The organism is Roseateles sp., assembly GCF_039595595.1.
Classification (GTDB): domain Bacteria; phylum Pseudomonadota; class Gammaproteobacteria; order Burkholderiales; family Burkholderiaceae_C; genus Roseateles.
The window spans coordinates 45335-61788 of the sequence record NZ_JBCNLG010000013.1 but is presented as its reverse complement, the minus strand read 5'-3'; the positions used below and the strand labels follow the sequence as shown (position 1 = coordinate 61788).

The 16454-nt window shown below is 67.6% G+C and carries 16 protein-coding genes; 3 read left to right on the top strand and 13 right to left on the bottom strand.

Annotated features, from left to right (window positions below; translation table 11 throughout):
- Positions 1–4: 4 nt before the first annotated feature.
- A complete protein-coding gene (guaB, locus tag ABDW61_RS16275; RefSeq protein WP_343640105.1) occupies positions 5–1477 on the bottom strand; it encodes an IMP dehydrogenase in 1473 nt (490 codons plus the stop codon).
- Between the two features lie 60 nt (positions 1478–1537).
- Here guaB and ABDW61_RS16270 point away from each other — a divergent pair, with 60 nt between their 5' ends.
- Complete coding sequence (locus tag ABDW61_RS16270; RefSeq protein WP_343640103.1) at positions 1538–2038, top strand: DUF4124 domain-containing protein; 501 nt, start codon at positions 1538–1540, stop codon at positions 2036–2038.
- A gap of 111 nt (positions 2039–2149) precedes the next feature.
- Here ABDW61_RS16270 and ABDW61_RS16265 read toward each other — a convergent pair whose 3' ends face one another.
- Both ABDW61_RS16265 and ABDW61_RS16260 read right to left on the bottom strand, forming a co-directional pair.
- Positions 2150–2473, bottom strand: a complete 324-nt coding sequence (locus tag ABDW61_RS16265; protein ID WP_343640102.1) for an RnfH family protein — start codon at positions 2471–2473, stop codon at positions 2150–2152.
- Positions 2460–2924, bottom strand: coding sequence for a type II toxin-antitoxin system RatA family toxin (locus ABDW61_RS16260; RefSeq protein WP_343640100.1), 465 nt, complete (start codon positions 2922–2924; stop codon positions 2460–2462). The genes ABDW61_RS16265 and ABDW61_RS16260 overlap by 14 nt, the downstream gene beginning before the upstream one ends.
- Positions 2925–2960: 36 nt before the next feature.
- Between ABDW61_RS16260 and smpB the strand changes: the two genes are divergently transcribed.
- Positions 2961–3425 (top strand): SsrA-binding protein SmpB, encoded by a 465-nt coding sequence (gene smpB / locus ABDW61_RS16255; RefSeq protein WP_343640098.1) that lies wholly within the window; start codon positions 2961–2963, stop codon positions 3423–3425.
- Between the two features lie 3 nt (positions 3426–3428).
- On the opposite strand, the gene ABDW61_RS16250 is transcribed toward smpB, so the two are convergent.
- The 3 genes from ABDW61_RS16250 to ABDW61_RS16240 form a co-directional block, all read right to left on the bottom strand.
- Positions 3429–4643 (bottom strand): PLP-dependent transferase, encoded by a 1215-nt coding sequence (locus tag ABDW61_RS16250; RefSeq protein WP_343640096.1) that lies wholly within the window; start codon positions 4641–4643, stop codon positions 3429–3431.
- Positions 4644–4967: 324 nt separating this feature from the next.
- Positions 4968–6377 carry a 30S ribosomal protein S12 methylthiotransferase RimO gene (gene rimO / locus ABDW61_RS16245; RefSeq protein WP_343640095.1) on the bottom strand — a complete coding sequence of 470 codons (1410 nt, stop codon included), beginning with the start codon at positions 6375–6377 and terminating at the stop codon, positions 4968–4970.
- A gap of 71 nt (positions 6378–6448) precedes the next feature.
- The gene (locus ABDW61_RS16240; RefSeq protein WP_343640094.1) at positions 6449–6688 is read right to left on the bottom strand and encodes a hypothetical protein; all 240 of its coding nucleotides are present in this window, start codon (positions 6686–6688) and stop codon (positions 6449–6451) included.
- A 209-nt stretch (positions 6689–6897) separates the two neighbouring features.
- On the opposite strand from ABDW61_RS16240, the gene ABDW61_RS16235 reads away from it, so the two are divergent.
- Positions 6898–7365, top strand: coding sequence for a GFA family protein (locus ABDW61_RS16235; RefSeq protein WP_343640092.1), 468 nt, complete (start codon positions 6898–6900; stop codon positions 7363–7365).
- 30 nt (positions 7366–7395) lie between these two features.
- Here ABDW61_RS16235 and phaR read toward each other — a convergent pair whose 3' ends face one another.
- The 7 genes from phaR to ABDW61_RS16200 form a co-directional block, all read right to left on the bottom strand.
- Positions 7396–7980, bottom strand: coding sequence for a polyhydroxyalkanoate synthesis repressor PhaR (phaR, locus tag ABDW61_RS16230; protein ID WP_343640090.1), 585 nt, complete (start codon positions 7978–7980; stop codon positions 7396–7398).
- A 90-nt stretch (positions 7981–8070) separates the two neighbouring features.
- Positions 8071–9066 carry a tripartite tricarboxylate transporter substrate binding protein gene (locus ABDW61_RS16225; protein WP_343640088.1) on the bottom strand — a complete coding sequence of 332 codons (996 nt, stop codon included), beginning with the start codon at positions 9064–9066 and terminating at the stop codon, positions 8071–8073.
- Between the two features lie 179 nt (positions 9067–9245).
- Positions 9246–10277, bottom strand: coding sequence for a LacI family DNA-binding transcriptional regulator (locus ABDW61_RS16220; protein WP_343640087.1), 1032 nt, complete (start codon positions 10275–10277; stop codon positions 9246–9248).
- 40 nt (positions 10278–10317) lie between these two features.
- Positions 10318–11514 (bottom strand): heparan-alpha-glucosaminide N-acetyltransferase domain-containing protein, encoded by a 1197-nt coding sequence (locus tag ABDW61_RS16215; protein WP_343640085.1) that lies wholly within the window; start codon positions 11512–11514, stop codon positions 10318–10320.
- Between the two features lie 24 nt (positions 11515–11538).
- The gene (locus ABDW61_RS16210) at positions 11539–13650 is read right to left on the bottom strand and encodes a TonB-dependent siderophore receptor (RefSeq protein WP_343640084.1); all 2112 of its coding nucleotides are present in this window, start codon (positions 13648–13650) and stop codon (positions 11539–11541) included.
- 152 nt (positions 13651–13802) lie between these two features.
- Positions 13803–14210: a hypothetical protein gene (locus ABDW61_RS16205; protein ID WP_343640083.1), complete on the bottom strand. Its 408-nt coding sequence runs from the start codon at positions 14208–14210 to the stop codon at positions 13803–13805.
- Positions 14211–14388: 178 nt separating this feature from the next.
- Positions 14389–16281, bottom strand: a complete 1893-nt coding sequence (locus ABDW61_RS16200; protein ID WP_343640082.1) for an ATP-binding protein — start codon at positions 16279–16281, stop codon at positions 14389–14391.
- Positions 16282–16454 lie beyond the last annotated feature (173 nt).

Sequence of the window (16454 nt, the reverse complement as noted above, 5' to 3'; positions counted from 1 at the left end):
GGCGTCACTCCAGACGGTAGTTGGGCGCTTCCTTGGTGATCTGCACGTCGTGGACGTGGCTCTCACGGATGCCCGCCGAGGTGATCTCGACGAACTCGGCCTTCTCGTGCATGTCCGCGATGCTGGCGCAGCCGCAGTAGCCCATCGAGGCCCGCAGCCCGCCGCCCATCTGGTGCACGATCGCAACCATCGAGCCCTTGTACGGGACGCGGCCCTCGATGCCCTCGGGCACCAGCTTGTCCGCGTTCGGATTGGTCGTCTCGTCGTTTTCCTGGAAGTAGCGGTCCGCCGAGCCGGCCTTCATCGCGCCGATCGAGCCCATGCCGCGGTAGCTCTTGTAGCTGCGGCCCTGGTACAGGATCACTTCGCCCGGGGCTTCCTCGGTGCCGGCGAACATGCCGCCCATCATCACCGTGCTGGCGCCGGCGGCGATGGCCTTGGCGATGTCGCCCGAGTAGCGGATGCCGCCGTCCGCGATCAGCGGCACGCCGGTGCCCTTGAGCGCGGTGGCGACGAAGTCGATCGCCGCGATCTGCGGCACGCCGACGCCGGCCACGATGCGGGTGGTGCAGATCGAGCCGGGGCCGATGCCGACCTTGACCGCGTCCGCGCCCGCTTCCACCAGCGCCAGCGCCGCGGCGCCGGTGGCGATGTTGCCGCCGATGACCTGCACTTGCGGGTAGTTCTTCTTGACCCAGCGCACGCGCTCGATCACGCCGCTGCTGTGGCCGTGCGCGGTGTCGACGACGATCGCGTCGACGCCCGCCTTCACCAGCAGGTCGACGCGCTCCTCGGTGCCCTCGCCCACGCCGACGGCGGCGCCGACGCGCAGCTTGCCGTGGTCGTCACGGGCGGCGTTGGGGAAGTTGGTCTGCTTGGTGATGTCCTTGACGGTCATCAGGCCGCGCAGCTCGAACGCGTCGTTGATCACCAGCACGCGCTCGAGCTTGTGCTTGTGCATCAGCGCCTTGCCGTCGTTCAGCGAGGCGCCTTCCTTGACGGTGATCAGGCGCTCGGCCGGGGTCATGATCTCGCTGACCGGGGCGTCCATGCGGGTCTCGAAGCGCAGGTCGCGGCCGGTGACGATGCCCACGACCTTCTTGCCCTCGAGCACCGGGAAGCCGGAGATGCCATGCTGCTCGCTGAGCTGCTTGACCTGGCGGACGGTGGTCTGGGGCGTGATCGTGATCGGGTCGCGGAGCACGCCGGACTCGTAGCGCTTGACTCGGGCCACTTCCGACGCCTGCTGCTGCGGGGTCAGGTTCTTGTGGACGATGCCGATGCCGCCCTCCTGGGCGATGGCGATCGCCAGCCGCGCTTCGGTGACGGTGTCCATCGCGGCGGACACGAGCGGTAGATTCAGGCGGATGCCACGCGTGAACTGCGTGGCCAGACTGGTGTCGCGCGGCAACACCTGGGAGAACGCCGGCACCAGCAACACATCGTCGAAGGTGAGCGCTTTTCCGAGTAGGCGCATGAGGGAAGCTCCAGACGCAAAGGCGCATTATAGAGAAGCGCGGCAGTACACTCCACGCCCATGAAGATTCACCCTCTCCCGCGACGCTCTGCCGGCGTCATCTGCGCGCTGGCGTTGCTGGCGCTGACGCCGCTCGCGCAGGCCCAATGGAAGTGGAAGGACGCGGACGGCCGCGTGCAATACAGCGATCGCCCGCCGCCGCTCAACGTCGCGGACAAGGACATCCTGCAGCGCCCGTCCAACGTGACGCGCATCGCGGCAACCCCGATGGCCACGGGTGCCTCGGGCGCCGCGTCGGCCGCGTCCGCACCGGGCCGGCCGGCCAGCGAGGCGTCCTCGCGCGACAAGATCGAGCGCGAGCGCAAGGCGCAGGAAGACAAGGCGCGCAACGACGCGATGGCCGAGAACTGCCGCGAAGCACAGAACCAGATGCGTCTGCTGGAGTCGGGCGTGCGGCTGCGCGCGGGCACCCCCGGTGGCGAGTCGCAACCGATGACCGACGCGATGCGGGCCGATCGCACGCGTCAGATGCAGGCGGTCATCACGGCCAACTGCAAATGAACTGCAAGTGAATTGCAAGCAACGTGAAGTGATGTGAGCGCATGACGGGTGAGCGGGTGAGCAGCCGATGAGCTCCCCTGCTCTCCTGGCGCCGCGGGATGCGGCGCCTGCTCAGGCCTTGCGCCCGAGCGGCCGGTGCCGCGTGACGATGCGCCGCCCCGTGGCCTGATAGCGCTGACGGCGCGCCTCTTTTGGATCCACGGTCAGCGGCCGATAGACCTCGACGCGGTCGCGCTCGCGCAGCGGCGTCTCCAGCGGCTGCATCCGGCCCCAGATGCCGGCCTTGAGCGCCTCCAGATCGATCGCCTCGAACCAGCCGCTGGCCTGGAGCGCATCGCGCAGCGTCGCGCCGCCGCTCAGCGTCAGGCGCTGCTCACGCAACTCGCCGGGCGCGGGGCTCCAGAAGATCTCGATGGACAGATCAGCGGGCGCCATAGACCTGCTCGGCCCGCTTGACGAAGCTGTCGACGAAGGTGTTGGCGATGCGATCGAACACGGGACTCACCACGGCCTCGAGCGCGAAGCTCGAGAACGCATAGCGCAGCTCGAACTCGATCTTGCAGGCCTTGGGCTCGTCGCCCGGGGGCGTGCCGGGGCGGTTCAGCGGCAGGAAATGCCAGTCGCCGTCGAGCATCGAGAACGGGCCGTCGACCAGTTCCATGCGCACGCGCTCGACCGGCTCATGCGAATTGCGAGTCGTGAAGGCGTGGCGCAGCCCGGCGTAGTGCAGCGACAGTTTGGCGGTCATGCCGTTGTCGTGGCGCTCCAGGACGTCGGCGGCCGAGCACCAGGGCAGGAACTCCGGATAGCGCTCGACCTGCGTGACCAGGTCGTACATCTCGCGCGGCGAGTACCAAAGGAGGACTGTCTTCCGGACGTGCTTCATGGCGGTTCTTAGAATGGCGGGATTGTAGGAGAGCGCATGTCGATCGCAGAAAACCGCCGGGCCCGATTCGAGTACCACATCGAAGAGCAGTACGAGGCCGGCATCGTCCTGGAAGGCTGGGAGGTCAAGGCGATCCGCGCCGGCCAGGTCCAGTTGCCGGACGGCTACGTCATGATCCGCGAGGGCGAGCTGTTCCTGATCGGCTGCCGGATCAATCCGCTGCGCACGGCCTCCACGCATGTGCACCCGCAAGCGGATCGCACGAAGAAGCTGTTGATGAGCCGCGCCGACATCCGCCGGCTGATCGGCAAGGTGGAGCAGCGCGGCTTCACGCTGGTGCCGCTGGACCTGCATTACAAGAACGGCCGCGTGAAGGCGCAGATCGCGCTGGCCAAGGGCAAGGCGCAGCACGACAAGCGCGAGACCGAGAAGAAGCGCGACTGGGAGCGCGAAAAGGGCCGCCTGATGCGGCACAAGGTCTCGGGGCCGGCGAAGGACTGAGGCTCAACCGGCCAGCGTCTGGAGGGCGCGCGCCAGGTCCGCGCGCAGATCCTCGACGTCCTCCAGTCCGATGGCGAAGCGCACCAGCGTGCCGCCCTCCTCGGCCGTCCACGGCAGACCCAGCGAGCGGCTGCGGCTCATGTCATGCGGCACGGCCAGGCTCATCGGCCCGGCCCACGAATACCCGATCCCGAAGCACTGCAGCGCGTCGACGAAGGCGTCGATGCGCTGAGGGCTGAACGCCGGCTTGAACAGCGCCGAGAACAGGCAGGCGGCGCCCTCGGGGCTCACCTGCCGCCAATGGGCGTGGCCGGGCGAGTCCGGCAGCGCCGGATGGAACACCTTCGCGACCTCGGGCCGGGCGGCCATCCAGCGGGCGAGCTCGCGCGTGGCGGCATCCTGCGCGCGATAGCGCAGGGCGATCGTCGGCAGGCCGCGCAGCACGGCCTCGACATCGTTCTGGCCGAGTCCGTAGCCCAGGTTCTCGTGCATCGCGACGAGCTCGCGATGCAGCGCGATGTCGCGCGTGCAGACCGCGCCCATCAGGACGTCGGCGCCGCCGGAGGGGTACTTCGTCAGCGCCTGCATCGAGAGGTCGACGCCCAGACCCGGCTCGGCGTCGGGCAGCAGGTCGAAGGCGTTGAACGCGAGGCCGGCGCCCCAGGTGTTGTCGAGCGCGACGCGCACGCCACCGTGCGCGCGGCTGGCCTTCAGCAGGCCGATGACATCGGGGAACTCCAGCGTCACCGAACCGGCGGCCTCGATCCACACCAGCTTCGTGCGCTCGGACAGCAGCGCCTGGAAGGCGGGCAGATCGAGGGGATCGTAGAAGCGGTGGGAGATGTCGAGCCGGCGCAGCAGGCTGCCCGAGATGTGCCGGTTCTGGCCATAGGCGTTGTCGGGCAGCAGCACCTCGTCGCCGGGCTTGAGGAACGCGAGGCTGGTCAGCGTGATCGCCGCCAGCCCGCTGGGCGTGAGCACGCAGTGCTCGGCGTGTTCGAGCGTCGCGATGCGCGCGGCCAGCGTGTAGGTCGTGGGGGTGCCGGGCAGTCCGTAGCGGTAGCTGATGCCGTCGCGGGTCTTGGGCGTGTTCAGCTGCGCGGTGTCCTTGAAGAGCATCGTCGACGCCTTGTGCACGGGCACCGGCACGGCGTCCCAGCCCTCGGGCGCACGGAACGGGTGATGGATCAAAGCGGTGGACGGGCCGGGCTTGGTCACAGGCAACTTTCGTTCGATGGACGGAACCATGCATTCTGCCGGGGCGACCGAGCAGGGTCCGTTCCCCGGACCTGTGCCGCTCACTTCCGACCAGGTGCTCTTCATGTCCATGATTCGTCCGTCCTCCCTCCTCCCCGTGCCGCCCTCGCCGTCCTCGCTCGCGACTTCCGAAGCCGATCGCCCCGTTCCCGTGGGCGCCAGTGACGGTCCGCGCGGCGCCGGACGACGAATGGGGCGTCGTGGAGGCGCCCGAGGACGCGGGCGACGACGAGGGCTGGGGCCTCGTGGATCGCCCCGCGGCCCGCGCGTCGCGCCGATGAGCGATCAGATCGGCAGCGCGATCAGGTCGTGGCCCTCGGCGCCGACGATACGGGCGCGCGTGAACTCGCCGACGCGCAGTTGCTTGCTGGCCTTCTCGGGCGGCAGCAGGCGGACGGTGCCGTCGATCTCCGGCGCGTCCGCGTAGGAGCGCCCCACGCCGCCCTTGCGGCCCAGCGCCGGCGCGGAATCGACCAGCACTTGCATCGTCGCGCCGATGCGGCGCTGCAGCTTGGCGATCGAGACCTCCTCGGCCACCGCCATGAAGCGCGCGCGGCGCTCCTCGCGGACCTCGTCGGGCAGCGCGCCCTCGAGCGCATTCGCCGGCGCACCGTCGATCGGCGAATAGGCGAAGCAGCCGGCGCGGTCGATCTGGGCCTCGCGCATGAAGTCGAGCAGGTACTGGAATTCGGCTTCGGTCTCGCCAGGGAAGCCGGCGATGAAGGTCGAGCGGATGACCAGCTCCGGACAGATCTCGCGCCAGCGCTGGATGCGCTCCAGGTTCTTCTCGCCGTTGGCGGGGCGCTTCATGCGCTTGAGCACGTCCGGGTGGGCGTGCTGGAACGGCACGTCGAGATACGGAAGGATGAGGCCTTCGGCCATCATCGGCAGCACCTCGTCGACATGCGGGTACGGATAGACGTAGTGCAGTCGGACCCAGGCGCCGTAAGGCTTGGCGATCTCGCCGAGCTGGGCGACGAGGTCGAACATGCGGGTCTTGACCGGCTTGCCGTCCCAGAAGCCGGTGCGGTACTTGACGTCGACGCCGTAGGCGGAGGTGTCCTGGCTGATGACCAGCAGTTCCCTGACGCCGGATTCGAACAGCGCCTTGGCTTCGGAGAGCACGTCGCCGATCGGGCGCGAGACCAGGTCGCCGCGCATGCTGGGGATGATGCAGAAGCTGCAGCGGTGGTTGCAGCCTTCGGAGATCTTCAGGTAGGCGTAGTGCTTGGGCGTGAGCTTGATGCCGGCGACGCCGCGCGCCTCGGGGACGAGGTCGATGAAGGGGTCGTGCGGCTTGGGCACGTGGGTGTGGACGGCGTCCATCACTTCCTGCGTCGCATGCGGGCCGGTGACGGCGAGGACGCTGGGGTGGATCTCGCGGACCATGTTGTCCGTCTTGGCGCCGGCCTTGGCGCCGAGGCAGCCGGTGACGATGACCTTGCCGTTCTCGGCCAGGGCCTCGCCGATGGTGTCGAGCGATTCCTTGACCGCGTCGTCGATGAAGCCACAGGTGTTGACGATCACCAGATCGGCGCCGGCGAAGGTCTTGGAGGTCTCGTAACCCTCGGCGCGCAGTTGCGTGAGGATCAGTTCGGAGTCGGTGAGGGCCTTCGGGCAGCCCAGGCTGACGAAGCCGATCTTGGGAGCCGTGGCCTGCCTGGCGGCGGAGGGGTCGTAAGTTGTTGATTCCATTTGAATTCCGCCGGAGGGCCTGGCTGGGAGCTGGGGCGGCATTCTACGACAGTCCCTCGAATCGAACCTTTTCAGCCCTTTGCCTGGCCCCTGAGCACCGCCGAGGTGGCCAGAGACCTGTTCGCCGCAGGTCGTGCAGCGCGTCGCCCGTGGGCCTTGACCTTCACCGCGTGATCGTCGCATTCCGGACGCCTGTTTGCGGAGGCCGTCGCCAGATCGGAAGTCAGCACCTTGTACATGGCGGTCAGCGGCGCGAAGAAATCGATGGCGGATTCCTTGGCGATCCGGCTGAAGTTCAGCTTCAACGTCATCAGTTGCCTTTCAACTTTTGCGGGATGTTAGGTTCGCTCCCGAGACTCGCGCCTCACCTCCACTTGCACGCCGCAGCCCACCAGCCCCTGGATTCGGTACTCCTGTGCCGTCCATAGGTCAGCGGAGCGGCGCGGTGCATCGATGCCCCCTCACCTTCCGAATGCGGCATGCCGCTTGCTGCCGAAGTCGATCGGAATGGAGGTTTCTCATGCACCTCGAAGGATCCTGCCACTGCGGCCGCGTCCGCTTCACCGTCGAGTCGACCGAGCCCTGCCCCTACCTGCGCTGTTACTGCTCGATCTGCCGCAAGACCGCCGGCACGGGCGGCTATGCGATCAACATCGGCGCGGACCATCGCAGCTTCAAGCTGCTTCAGGGGAAGGACGACCTCAAGGTCTACCACGCCGTCATCGACGGCAGGAAGAGCCCCGGCCAGCGCCATTTCTGCTGCCATTGCGGCACCGCGCTCTGGATGTACGACGAGCGCTGGCCCGACCTGATCCACCCGCACGCGAGCGCGATCGACACCCCGCTGCCCGAGCCGCCCGAGAACGTGCACGGACTGCTCGACTCCAAGGCGCCCTGGGTCCAGGTCGAAGGAAAGCCCGGCGACCCGCGCTTCGAGCAGTTCCCGGACGAGTCGCTCGCCGACTGGCACCGGCGGCATGGGCTGTAGCCAGCGAGCGCCGGCCCGGCGCTCAGGCGCTCACTTCTTCGGCGGCGTGAAGCCGGGCACCCCGGGCATGCCAGGGAACATCGTCCCGGCGTTCTGGAACTGCTCCTGCATCTGCAGGAACAGCTTCTGCGACTGCTCCAGGTAGTTCCCCATCAGCCCCTGCATCATCGGCGCCTGGCCGCTCATGAACTGCGACCACAGCTGCGGATCGAAGCCCGCGCCCTTGCTCTGTTCGGCGAAGCGCGCCTGCATCTCCGCGAACGCATGCAGGTTCTTCTCGAGGTAGGCCCCCATCAGCCCCTGCATCGCATGGCCGTAGAACCGGATGATCTGCGCCAGCAGCGGCGTGGAGAACATGGGCATCCCGCCCATCTCCTCCTCCAGGATGATCTGCAGCAGGATGGAGCGCGTCAGCTCCTCCCCCGACTTGGCGTCGCGGACCTCGAAGTCCTGCGCCTCCAGCACCATCTTCTTGACGTCCGCCAAGGTGATGTAGCTGCTGGTCTGGGTGTCGTAGAGCCGCCGGTTGGGGTACTTCTTCAGCACCCGCGGCCCCTTGGGCTGCGCGGGATCGTCGCTGCCAGGGGCGTTCTTCCCGCGTCGGGCCGTCACCATGCTGTCTCCTCTGAGGGTCTCGAAACCCATTCTAGGAGGCGCCCGGCGAGCGCCCCGCCGAGTGATTTCCCTTGCTGTGCGGGAGACGGATCAGTCCGGCTTGACGTTCCCGTCCTTGATCACCTTGGCCCACTTGGCCTGCTCGGCCTTCTGGAACTCGGCGAACTGCGCCGGCGAATTGGGCGTGTACTCCAGCCCCAGCGCCTCCATCCTGGCCTTCACCTCGGGCTGCGCGGCCACCTTCTGCACCTCGGCATTGAGCCGGTTCACGATCGCTGCCGGCGTGCCCGCCGGCAGGTAGAGCGCCTGCCAGCTCGACACGTCGAAGCCCGGCACGCCAGATTCGGCCAGCGTCGGCACGTCGGGCAGCTGCGCGCTGCGCCGGGCCGAGGTCACCGCCAGCGCCTTCACCTTGCCGGCCTTGATCTGCGGCAGCGCGACGGTGACGGTCTCGAAACTCATCGGCACCTGACCGCCCATGACGTCCTGGATCGCTGGCGCGCTGCCCTTGTAGGGCACGTGCGTCAGTTGCGCGCCGGTCAGCAGCCGGAACATCTCGCCCGACAGATGCTGCGAGGTGCCCTGCCCCGCCGACGCGAAGGTCAGGTCGCCCGGCCTGGCCTTGGCGGCGGCGACGATGTCCTTGACGGTCTTGGCCTGCGAGCCCGGCCCGATCAGCAGCACGTTGGAGATCTTGCCCAGCAGGATCACCGGCGCGAAGTCCTTGTCGGCCTTGTACGGCACCTTGGGCAGCAGCGACGGATTGATCGCGTGCGTCGCGATCGTGCCCAGCAGCACCGTGTAGCCGTCCGGCGCGGCCTTGGCCACGCTGTCCGCGCCGAGCACGCCGCCCGCGCCCGCCTTGTTGTCCACGACGATGGTCTGCTTGAGCGCGACCTGCAGCCGCGCCGCGATCTCGCGCGCCAGCACGTCCGACGTGCCGCCCGGCGCGAACGGCACCACCAGCTTCACCGGCTGGCTGGGCCAGTTGTCGGCGGCCTGCGCCGCCATGGCCATCGATCCGAAGGCCAGCACCGCCGCAGCGCCCGCCACGAGCCGCACGCGGCCCCGCTTCACCGAATTCATCTCGCTTGTCTCCATCCAGGACGGCATCCAGCCCCGCCAAGGCGGCGTGGTACCGATACCATCTTCGTAGTGACGGCGATGGTATCGGTACCGCATTGAGCGTCAAGACGGCGCGGATGAGGGATTACACCGGGACGCGCGGCGCGCGGCCGCGGTGCCGAAGGCGCGTCAGTGGGCGATCAGGCGCTGGCGCGCTGGATCAGCTCGAAGCCGATGTCGATGGCGCGCCGCTCGACGGGCCCGCCGGCGCGATCCAGGATGAAGCGCGCGGCCTGGCGGCCGATGGCGAGGCCGTCGATGCGCACGGTGGTCAGCGCGGGCTCGAGGTCGCGCGCCAGCGCCAGGTCGCCGAAGCCGACGATCGCGAGGTCCTGCGGCACGCGCAGCCCACGCGCCTGCGCCTCGATGAGCACGCCCAGCGCGAGCGAGTCGGAACTGCAGAACACCGCGTCGATGCCCTGCGGCCGCGCGAGCAACTCGGCCAATCCGCGTCTGCCGCCGCCGAGCGTCGTCGGCGTCGCGACGCTGGCAACCGGCACATCGGCGAGCCCGAGCGCGCCCGCCTGTTCCTGGAACGCGTGGAAGCGGCGCATCGCGCGTTCGTCGCTGCCGGCGACGCCGGCGAGCCGGCGATAGCCCCGCTCATGCAGCCAGGCGGCGACCTGGCGGCCCACCGCCACATGCGAGAAACCCACCAGCATGTCGATCGGATCGTCGCTCTGGTCCCAGGTCTCGACCACCGGCACGCCGGCGGCGCGCAGCCGCGTGCGGGCCTGTTCCGAATGGCTGGTGCCGGTGAGCACCAGCCCATCGGGACGGCGGCCGATCATCGCGTCGAGCCAGGCGTCCTCGCGCGCGTTGTCGTAGCCGGTCTGGCCGAGCAGCACCTGGTAGCCGGCCTCGAACAGCGCCTCGGTGAGGCTCTGCACGGTGTCGAGGAACACCGGTCCGGCGATGGTCGGCACCGCCACGCCCACCATGCGGCTCTTCATCGACGACAGCGCCCCCGCCAGCAGGTTGGGCACGTAGCCGGTCTTGCGGACCGCCTCGGTGACACGCTCGCGCACCTCGGCCGAGACCTGCGACGGCGTGTTGATCGCCCGCGACGCGGTGATCGGCGCCACGCCCGCGAGTTGCGCGACGTCGCGCAGCGTGACGGCGCCGCTGCCCTTGCGGCGGCGGGGACGAGGGAAGCTCTCGGTCTCGGACATATGGGCGCCGATCATAGGGGCGGCCCTCGCCGGGTTTTCCTCAGAAGTAGCTCACCCAGGCCCGCTGCGTGCGCCGCTTGTAGGCGGCGAAGGCCTTCACCGGCGGGTACAGCAGCGGCACCAGCGCGATCCAGATCAGCCAGATCAGCGGGAAGCAGTCCGCGTCGACACCCAGCCGCGTTCCCTGGTTGGGACCGAGCACCGCGAGCAGCGTGCGGTAGAGGATGAGCAAGACGTACAGGTGGAGCAGGTAGAAGAACATCGGCGCGCCGCCGAACACCGCGCACCATCGCACGCACCACCGCGCGAACGCGCCGCCCGGCCTCTCCAGCGCGACAAGCAGCATCAGGCCCAGGCCCAGCGTCAGCAGCAGGAAGTCCAGCGACGGCGGGTACTTCGTGAAGTTGAGCCAGGACATCGCCGTCGCGAGTGCCGAGTCGCCGCGCACCCAGGGCGCGTGCTCGCCGTAGAGATTGAATCCGCGCAGCACGGCGAGCGCGGACAGGCAGAGCATCGCGAGCGCCAGCAGCGCGCGCCAACGCCGGCGCGGATCCTGAGCCCGCGCGAAGAGCGGCCCCATCGCGAAGCCAAGCAGGATCACGCCCACCCACGGCAACGCCGGATAGCTCACGCGCACGCGCAGCGGGCCGTCGGCGATGAGCCAGTCGCGATGCAGCATCAGCGTCCATGCCGCGTGCCAAGGGCTGTCGGGCGGCACCACGACGCCCGCCAGCGCGTTGTGCCCGGCGGCGATCACGAGGCCGGCCGCGACGAGCGCCCAGCGCGGCAGCCCGGACAGCAGCGCGAGCGCCAGCATGCTCAAGCCGATGGCCCAGATCACCTGCAGGTAGATCACGTCGACGCGGCCGGCCCAGGCGAAGTTCACCAGCGTGAGCTCCAGACCGATGAGCAGCAGGCCGCGCTTGAGCAGGAAGCCGCGGACGTCACGCGGCGCGGCGCCGTCCGGGTTCGCGTACAGCCAGGCCGACAGCCCGGTCAGGAACACGAACACCGGCGCGCACAGATGCGCGGCCAGCCGCGAGAAGAAGAGCGCGGCCGGCGTGCCGGGCAGCGTCATCGGGTCGGTGACCTGCAGGTGCAGGAAGAAGGTCTCGCGCACATGGTCGAGCAGCATGACGATCATCACCAGCCCGCGCAGCGCATCGATCGAGGCGATCCGCGCCGCGCGCACCGCGACGGCCGGATCCGCCGTGTTCATCGCATTCATCGCATTCATCGTGTTGATCGGGGCAGTCCGCGTTCAGAAGCCGTAGCGGATCGACGCCACCATGCGCCGCCCCATTCCCGGCGCGACCCAGACCTGGCTGTACGAGCTGGCGTAGTAGGTCCTGTCGAACAGGTTGTCGACGTCGACCGACACCAGCCAGTGCCGGTCGACGCGATAGCTGCCCAGCAGTTTCACCGTCGCGTAGCCGGGCAGCGTGAAATCGTCGCTCGCGGCGAGCGGCGCGACTGCCCCTTCACGGCGGGCGGCGACGTTCAAGCCGACGCCCGCCGTCGCTTGGCCGCCGCCGAGCGCAAAGCCTTGCACCAACAAGAGGTTCGCGCTGTGCCGCGGCACGTTCGCGAGCTGCCGGCCGACGAGGAAGACGTTGTTGTCCTCGGTCACGCGCGCGTCGGTGAACGCATAGGCGAGGGACAGCCGCAGGCCGCGGGTCAGTTCTCCGCCGACATCGAGCTCCACGCCCTGGCTGCGCACTTCGCCGGCGGCGACGGAGAACTCGCTCGGCGCCTGCGGATCGGGCGTCAGCACGTTGTTCTTCTCGATGCGGTAGAGCGCGAGCGTCGCGGACAGGCGGCCGCCCGGGGTGTCGTACTTGGCGCCGATCTCGCGCGACCGCCCCTGCTCCGCGGGGAACGCCGTGTAGTCGCGGCTCACGCCGCTGTTGGGCCGGAAGCTGCGTGACGCGGTGGCGTACAGCGACACGGTGGCGCTGGGCTGGTAGACGACGCCGGCGCGCGGCGAGGTTGCGCCCAGCGACTGATCGGTCGCGATGCCGCTGCGGCGATTGAGCACCGACTGGTCGTAACGGTCGTGGCGCAGGCCCAGCAGCAACTTCCATCGCTCGCCGATGTCGATCTGGTCCTGCGCGTAGACGGCATGGGCCTTCTGCGTCTCGCGCGTCCAGGCGCTGAGCGACATCGGCGGGGGCGCGGCGCCGTACACGGGCTCGAAGAGGTCGATCGGCGTCGACGTCGCGACGCGCAGCTGCTGCCGCCGGTCGACGAAGCGGTAGCCATCGACCCCGGCCAGCAGGTGATGCCGCAGCCCGGCCGCGCGCACCGTGCCGAGCACCTCGAAGCGGGCGGACAGGTCGTTCGCCGAGAAGTCGCGCGCGCGGCGCTGACGCGCCAGCGTGCGCTGGTCCGCCTGCACGAAGCGGGCCTCGGTCGCCGTGCCGGCCAGCGAGCTCTCGCGATAGCTCAGGCCGGTCTGCAGCGACCAGTCGTCGCTCAATTGATGCTGGACGAAGAGCTGATGCCCGGTGCTCTCGGTCGCGATCGGACCATCGTCCGGCTCGCCGTAGAACGCGTGGCGCGACACCCGGCCGAGCTCGCCGCCGACCGCGACGACGCCGCGATCGAAGGTTGCCTTCTGGCGCGCGATCTCGAGCTCGTAGCTCACCGTCGTGTCGTCGCCGGCCATCCACAGCAAGGACGGCGAGATCATCGAGCGCCGGGCCTGGACGTGGTCGCGGTCGCTGGCGCTGCCCTCGCGCGCGGCGCCGAGGCGGTATGCGACGCGCTCGCCGAGCGGGCCGGTCGCCTCCGCCGTGGTGCGCCAGAAGTCGTGGCTGCCGGCCGAGACCTGCAGCGCGTACGCGGGCGTGAACAGCGGCTTCTTCGTGGTGATGTTGACGGTGCCGCCGGGCTCGCCGCGGCCATACAGCGCCGACGCCGGCCCCTTGAGCACCTCCACCGACGCGGTGTTCACCGTGTCGCGCAGGCCGTTGTAGCCGCGGCTGGAGGTGAAGCCGTTGACCATGTAGTCCGAGCCGAAGTTCGGATCGCCGGTGAAGCCGCGCATCGCGTAGCTGTCCCACAGGCCGCCGAGGTTGCTCTGGCGCGCGATGCCGCTGGCCAGGTCGAGCGCCTGATCGAGGCGGGTGACGCCGGCGTCGGAGAGCAAGGCGCTGGACAGGACCCGCACGCTCTGCGGGAGATCGCGCGCTGGCGTATCGGTCTTCATCGCGCCGGTGACGACCAGCGTGCGATAGGGCTGGCGGGCGCCGTCGACGGTGACCGCGTCGAGGGCGGCATCGGCGGCGGGCGCGGCGAGGGGGTTCTCCTGGGCCTGGAGGCCGGCCGCGGCGAGCGCCAGTTCAAGGAGGAGGACGGTCTTCACCGACATGGACGAAGACGAGCGCGCGACAAAGGCGCGCGGAGCGGGAGAAGCAGACATGACGGACAGGGAGTGACGGCCGGGCGCGCGTGACGGCAGGTCGACGCGGCTTGGGCGAGGTGAACCGGATGAACGAAGGCGCGCCTGATGCGCGCGGCGGTTCAGGCGGCCGGCGGGCCTCGCGGCTTCGCGACGGTCCAGTCGCGGGAGCGGACCCATCCGCAGGGCAAGGCGGCGGGCGGCGGACTCGCCTCGGCATGGGCCAGCAGCGCTTGCGGCGTCCCTCCGGGCGCAGCGGCTTGCGCGTGGAACAGGCACCACGCGCAGCCGTCCGCCTTCATGCCGTCCTTGCTGGCGGACCGCTCGTCGAAGTCCTCATCGCCGTCGTCATCGCGGCCATCATGGCGGTCCTCGTCGCCGGCTACCTGCACGGCCAGAGCGGCGCCGGGCGACATCGCCAGGACGCCAGCCGGCGCGCCGTTCGGTTGCGCCAGGTGCCATGCCTCATGCAGCGGCCGGCCCAGCAGGGCGCAGGCCAGCACGAACAGCAGCAGCCAGGTGGAACGCAATCGGCGCGATGGAGGGGATCGAGACATCGGGGAGAAGCCAGGCGGCGCGATGGCGGCGGCGCTCGCGAAGTCCCGGATTCTGCGCGAGTTTGAGCGAGTTTCCGGGATGCAAGGGCATGTCACGTTCGGCATGAGCCGCGCGAGCCAGGCCGTCTTGCCTGCATGACGGGACGCCTTTCTAGTCGAGCTTTGGCGCGCCCTCTTTCATCAGCGGCCTCGAATTTCGCCGGATGGCCGCTTTCAGGATTTCCAGGAAGGTATGGTTCCTTGCTTGCGCATCCGCGACCACGGCATCAAAGGTCAGTATGAATATCGGCGTCGGCACGACCGTTTCGTCTTCCCGATAGGTCATGAACTCCTGGTAATACGTCTTCCCTTTCGAAAAGAGTGGAATCCATTTCTGCTGACGGAGACTCCTCGCAAAAGACGGGCTCACGTCGACGACCGCGTAGTACCAAATGCGCTGAATATTAGGGCAATAGCGAGCCAGCTTGTCCGCTCGATCAAGCAGTTGACTCACCGCATATTGATTTTCTTTTTCATCGTCGGTTTTCTTCTTCAGTTCGACGACGACGACATCGACCGGTCCGGCGTCCTTCGGATCCGCGGAGAAGATCATGGCGATATCGGGCCGGCCACTCTCGGTCGGCGCCTCGCCTTCCAGAAGGATGGCGTCGATGACCGCCTCCATGCGAGCCTCGCTCAGAATCGTCCGGAAGGTCATGAACCTATCGTCGAGCAACCACGCGTTGTTCCGATACACCTCATCCGAGAGTTGCCGGCCATCAAATTCCCGATAGCGCGGGACAATCAAGCCATGGATCTCTTCTTCCGAATTGTGAGGGGTCATGCTCCTCATCTTTTCGATGATCTTCTCGCGATACAGAATATATTCCGTCAGCGTCCTGGAAGATATATCCAGCGACCGCGCATAGGCGGCGTCACTGAGATGGCTGCATTGCAGAATCTCCTTCTGCACGCCGAAGAACTTTTGCTGCGCAGTATTCAGCGCATCTTCCTTGTCGATGAGACCCACCACGGATTCGTCGAAGAATCCGAACAGGTGCGGAAACCGGTCTTCGAACTCTTTCCGCGTCCGCTGATTGGTCTCGGCGATCTTGGGAATTTCATCGGCGAGCACGCTTCCAATGCCGCGCCGCAACAGGCCATAGAACGCCGATTCTGAAACGCTCTCCGGCAGCACCAGTTTCTGGCGAGAGGTATCGGTGCTGACGCCCACAAGCGACGACGAGAACAGAAATATGGCCGAATGACCGAAGGGCACGGCGGACGCCGACAACAGATTGACGGGAATCGCTCGTCCATCGATGCTCACCGCCGTCATGAGATCACCCGCCACCGAAGTCTTGCGGATGATGTAATGCATGTCGATCGGCGCATACGGATCCAGACTATCGTCCCTCAGCGCGAGGTGCTGGAATTCCGGCAGGTCTTCGGCAGTGATCCGCACCTGACTTGAAATGAATTCCCGCTGGGCATTGCTCTCCCTCGTCTTGAGATCGAGCGTGATCTTGAATGGAACTTGCCGCGACCGCAGTGCATTCAGTGAAGGCAGAAAATGGAAGATGATCCGGTCCTTGAGACTCGAAGGGCGCAGATCGTCATAAGACTTCACCTTATCCTTCAAGAACTTCAGGAATCGAAGCGTAGTCAGCCCGGTATTCCTCGGTGAATCGATCCTGCGAAGATTCGATGCTCCGGAGAATCCATCCTTGAACACGAAATCCCTGCGCGAGTCGCCCCACTCGCTGATCACCTCGACATTTTCAAAGTAATTGAGGTAGACCAGGCGTCCAACGCCCTTGTGGAACCGATCCTTGGGCTTCAGGAGCGTGCGAAAGCGCGCGAAATTCTCTTCATTGAATCCAGCACCGTTATCGCTGATCGCGATACTGAGCGTCTCGGGAGCGCCGAAAGAATCGATCGAGATGTCGATCCCGATTTCAGTCGCCCCAGCATCCAGAGCGTTCGCAATCGCCTCGAAGTACACGAGGACGATGGAGGGATTGGGAAAGAACAGCCTGATGGCACTGGTGGTCTCAATGTCCAAAGTTCACTCCCGTGATTTCTCAGGATGATTGAAGTTGTCCGAAGCGACAACTGCTGGGCTCAAGCGCCCAGTTTTACCATTGGCCCGCGCCTCCCGGGTGGCGACATGTTGGAAAAATTCCGGGCGATTGACCAAAGCCTTGTCGCGGGCAAGCAAGGGGAAGCACACACGCA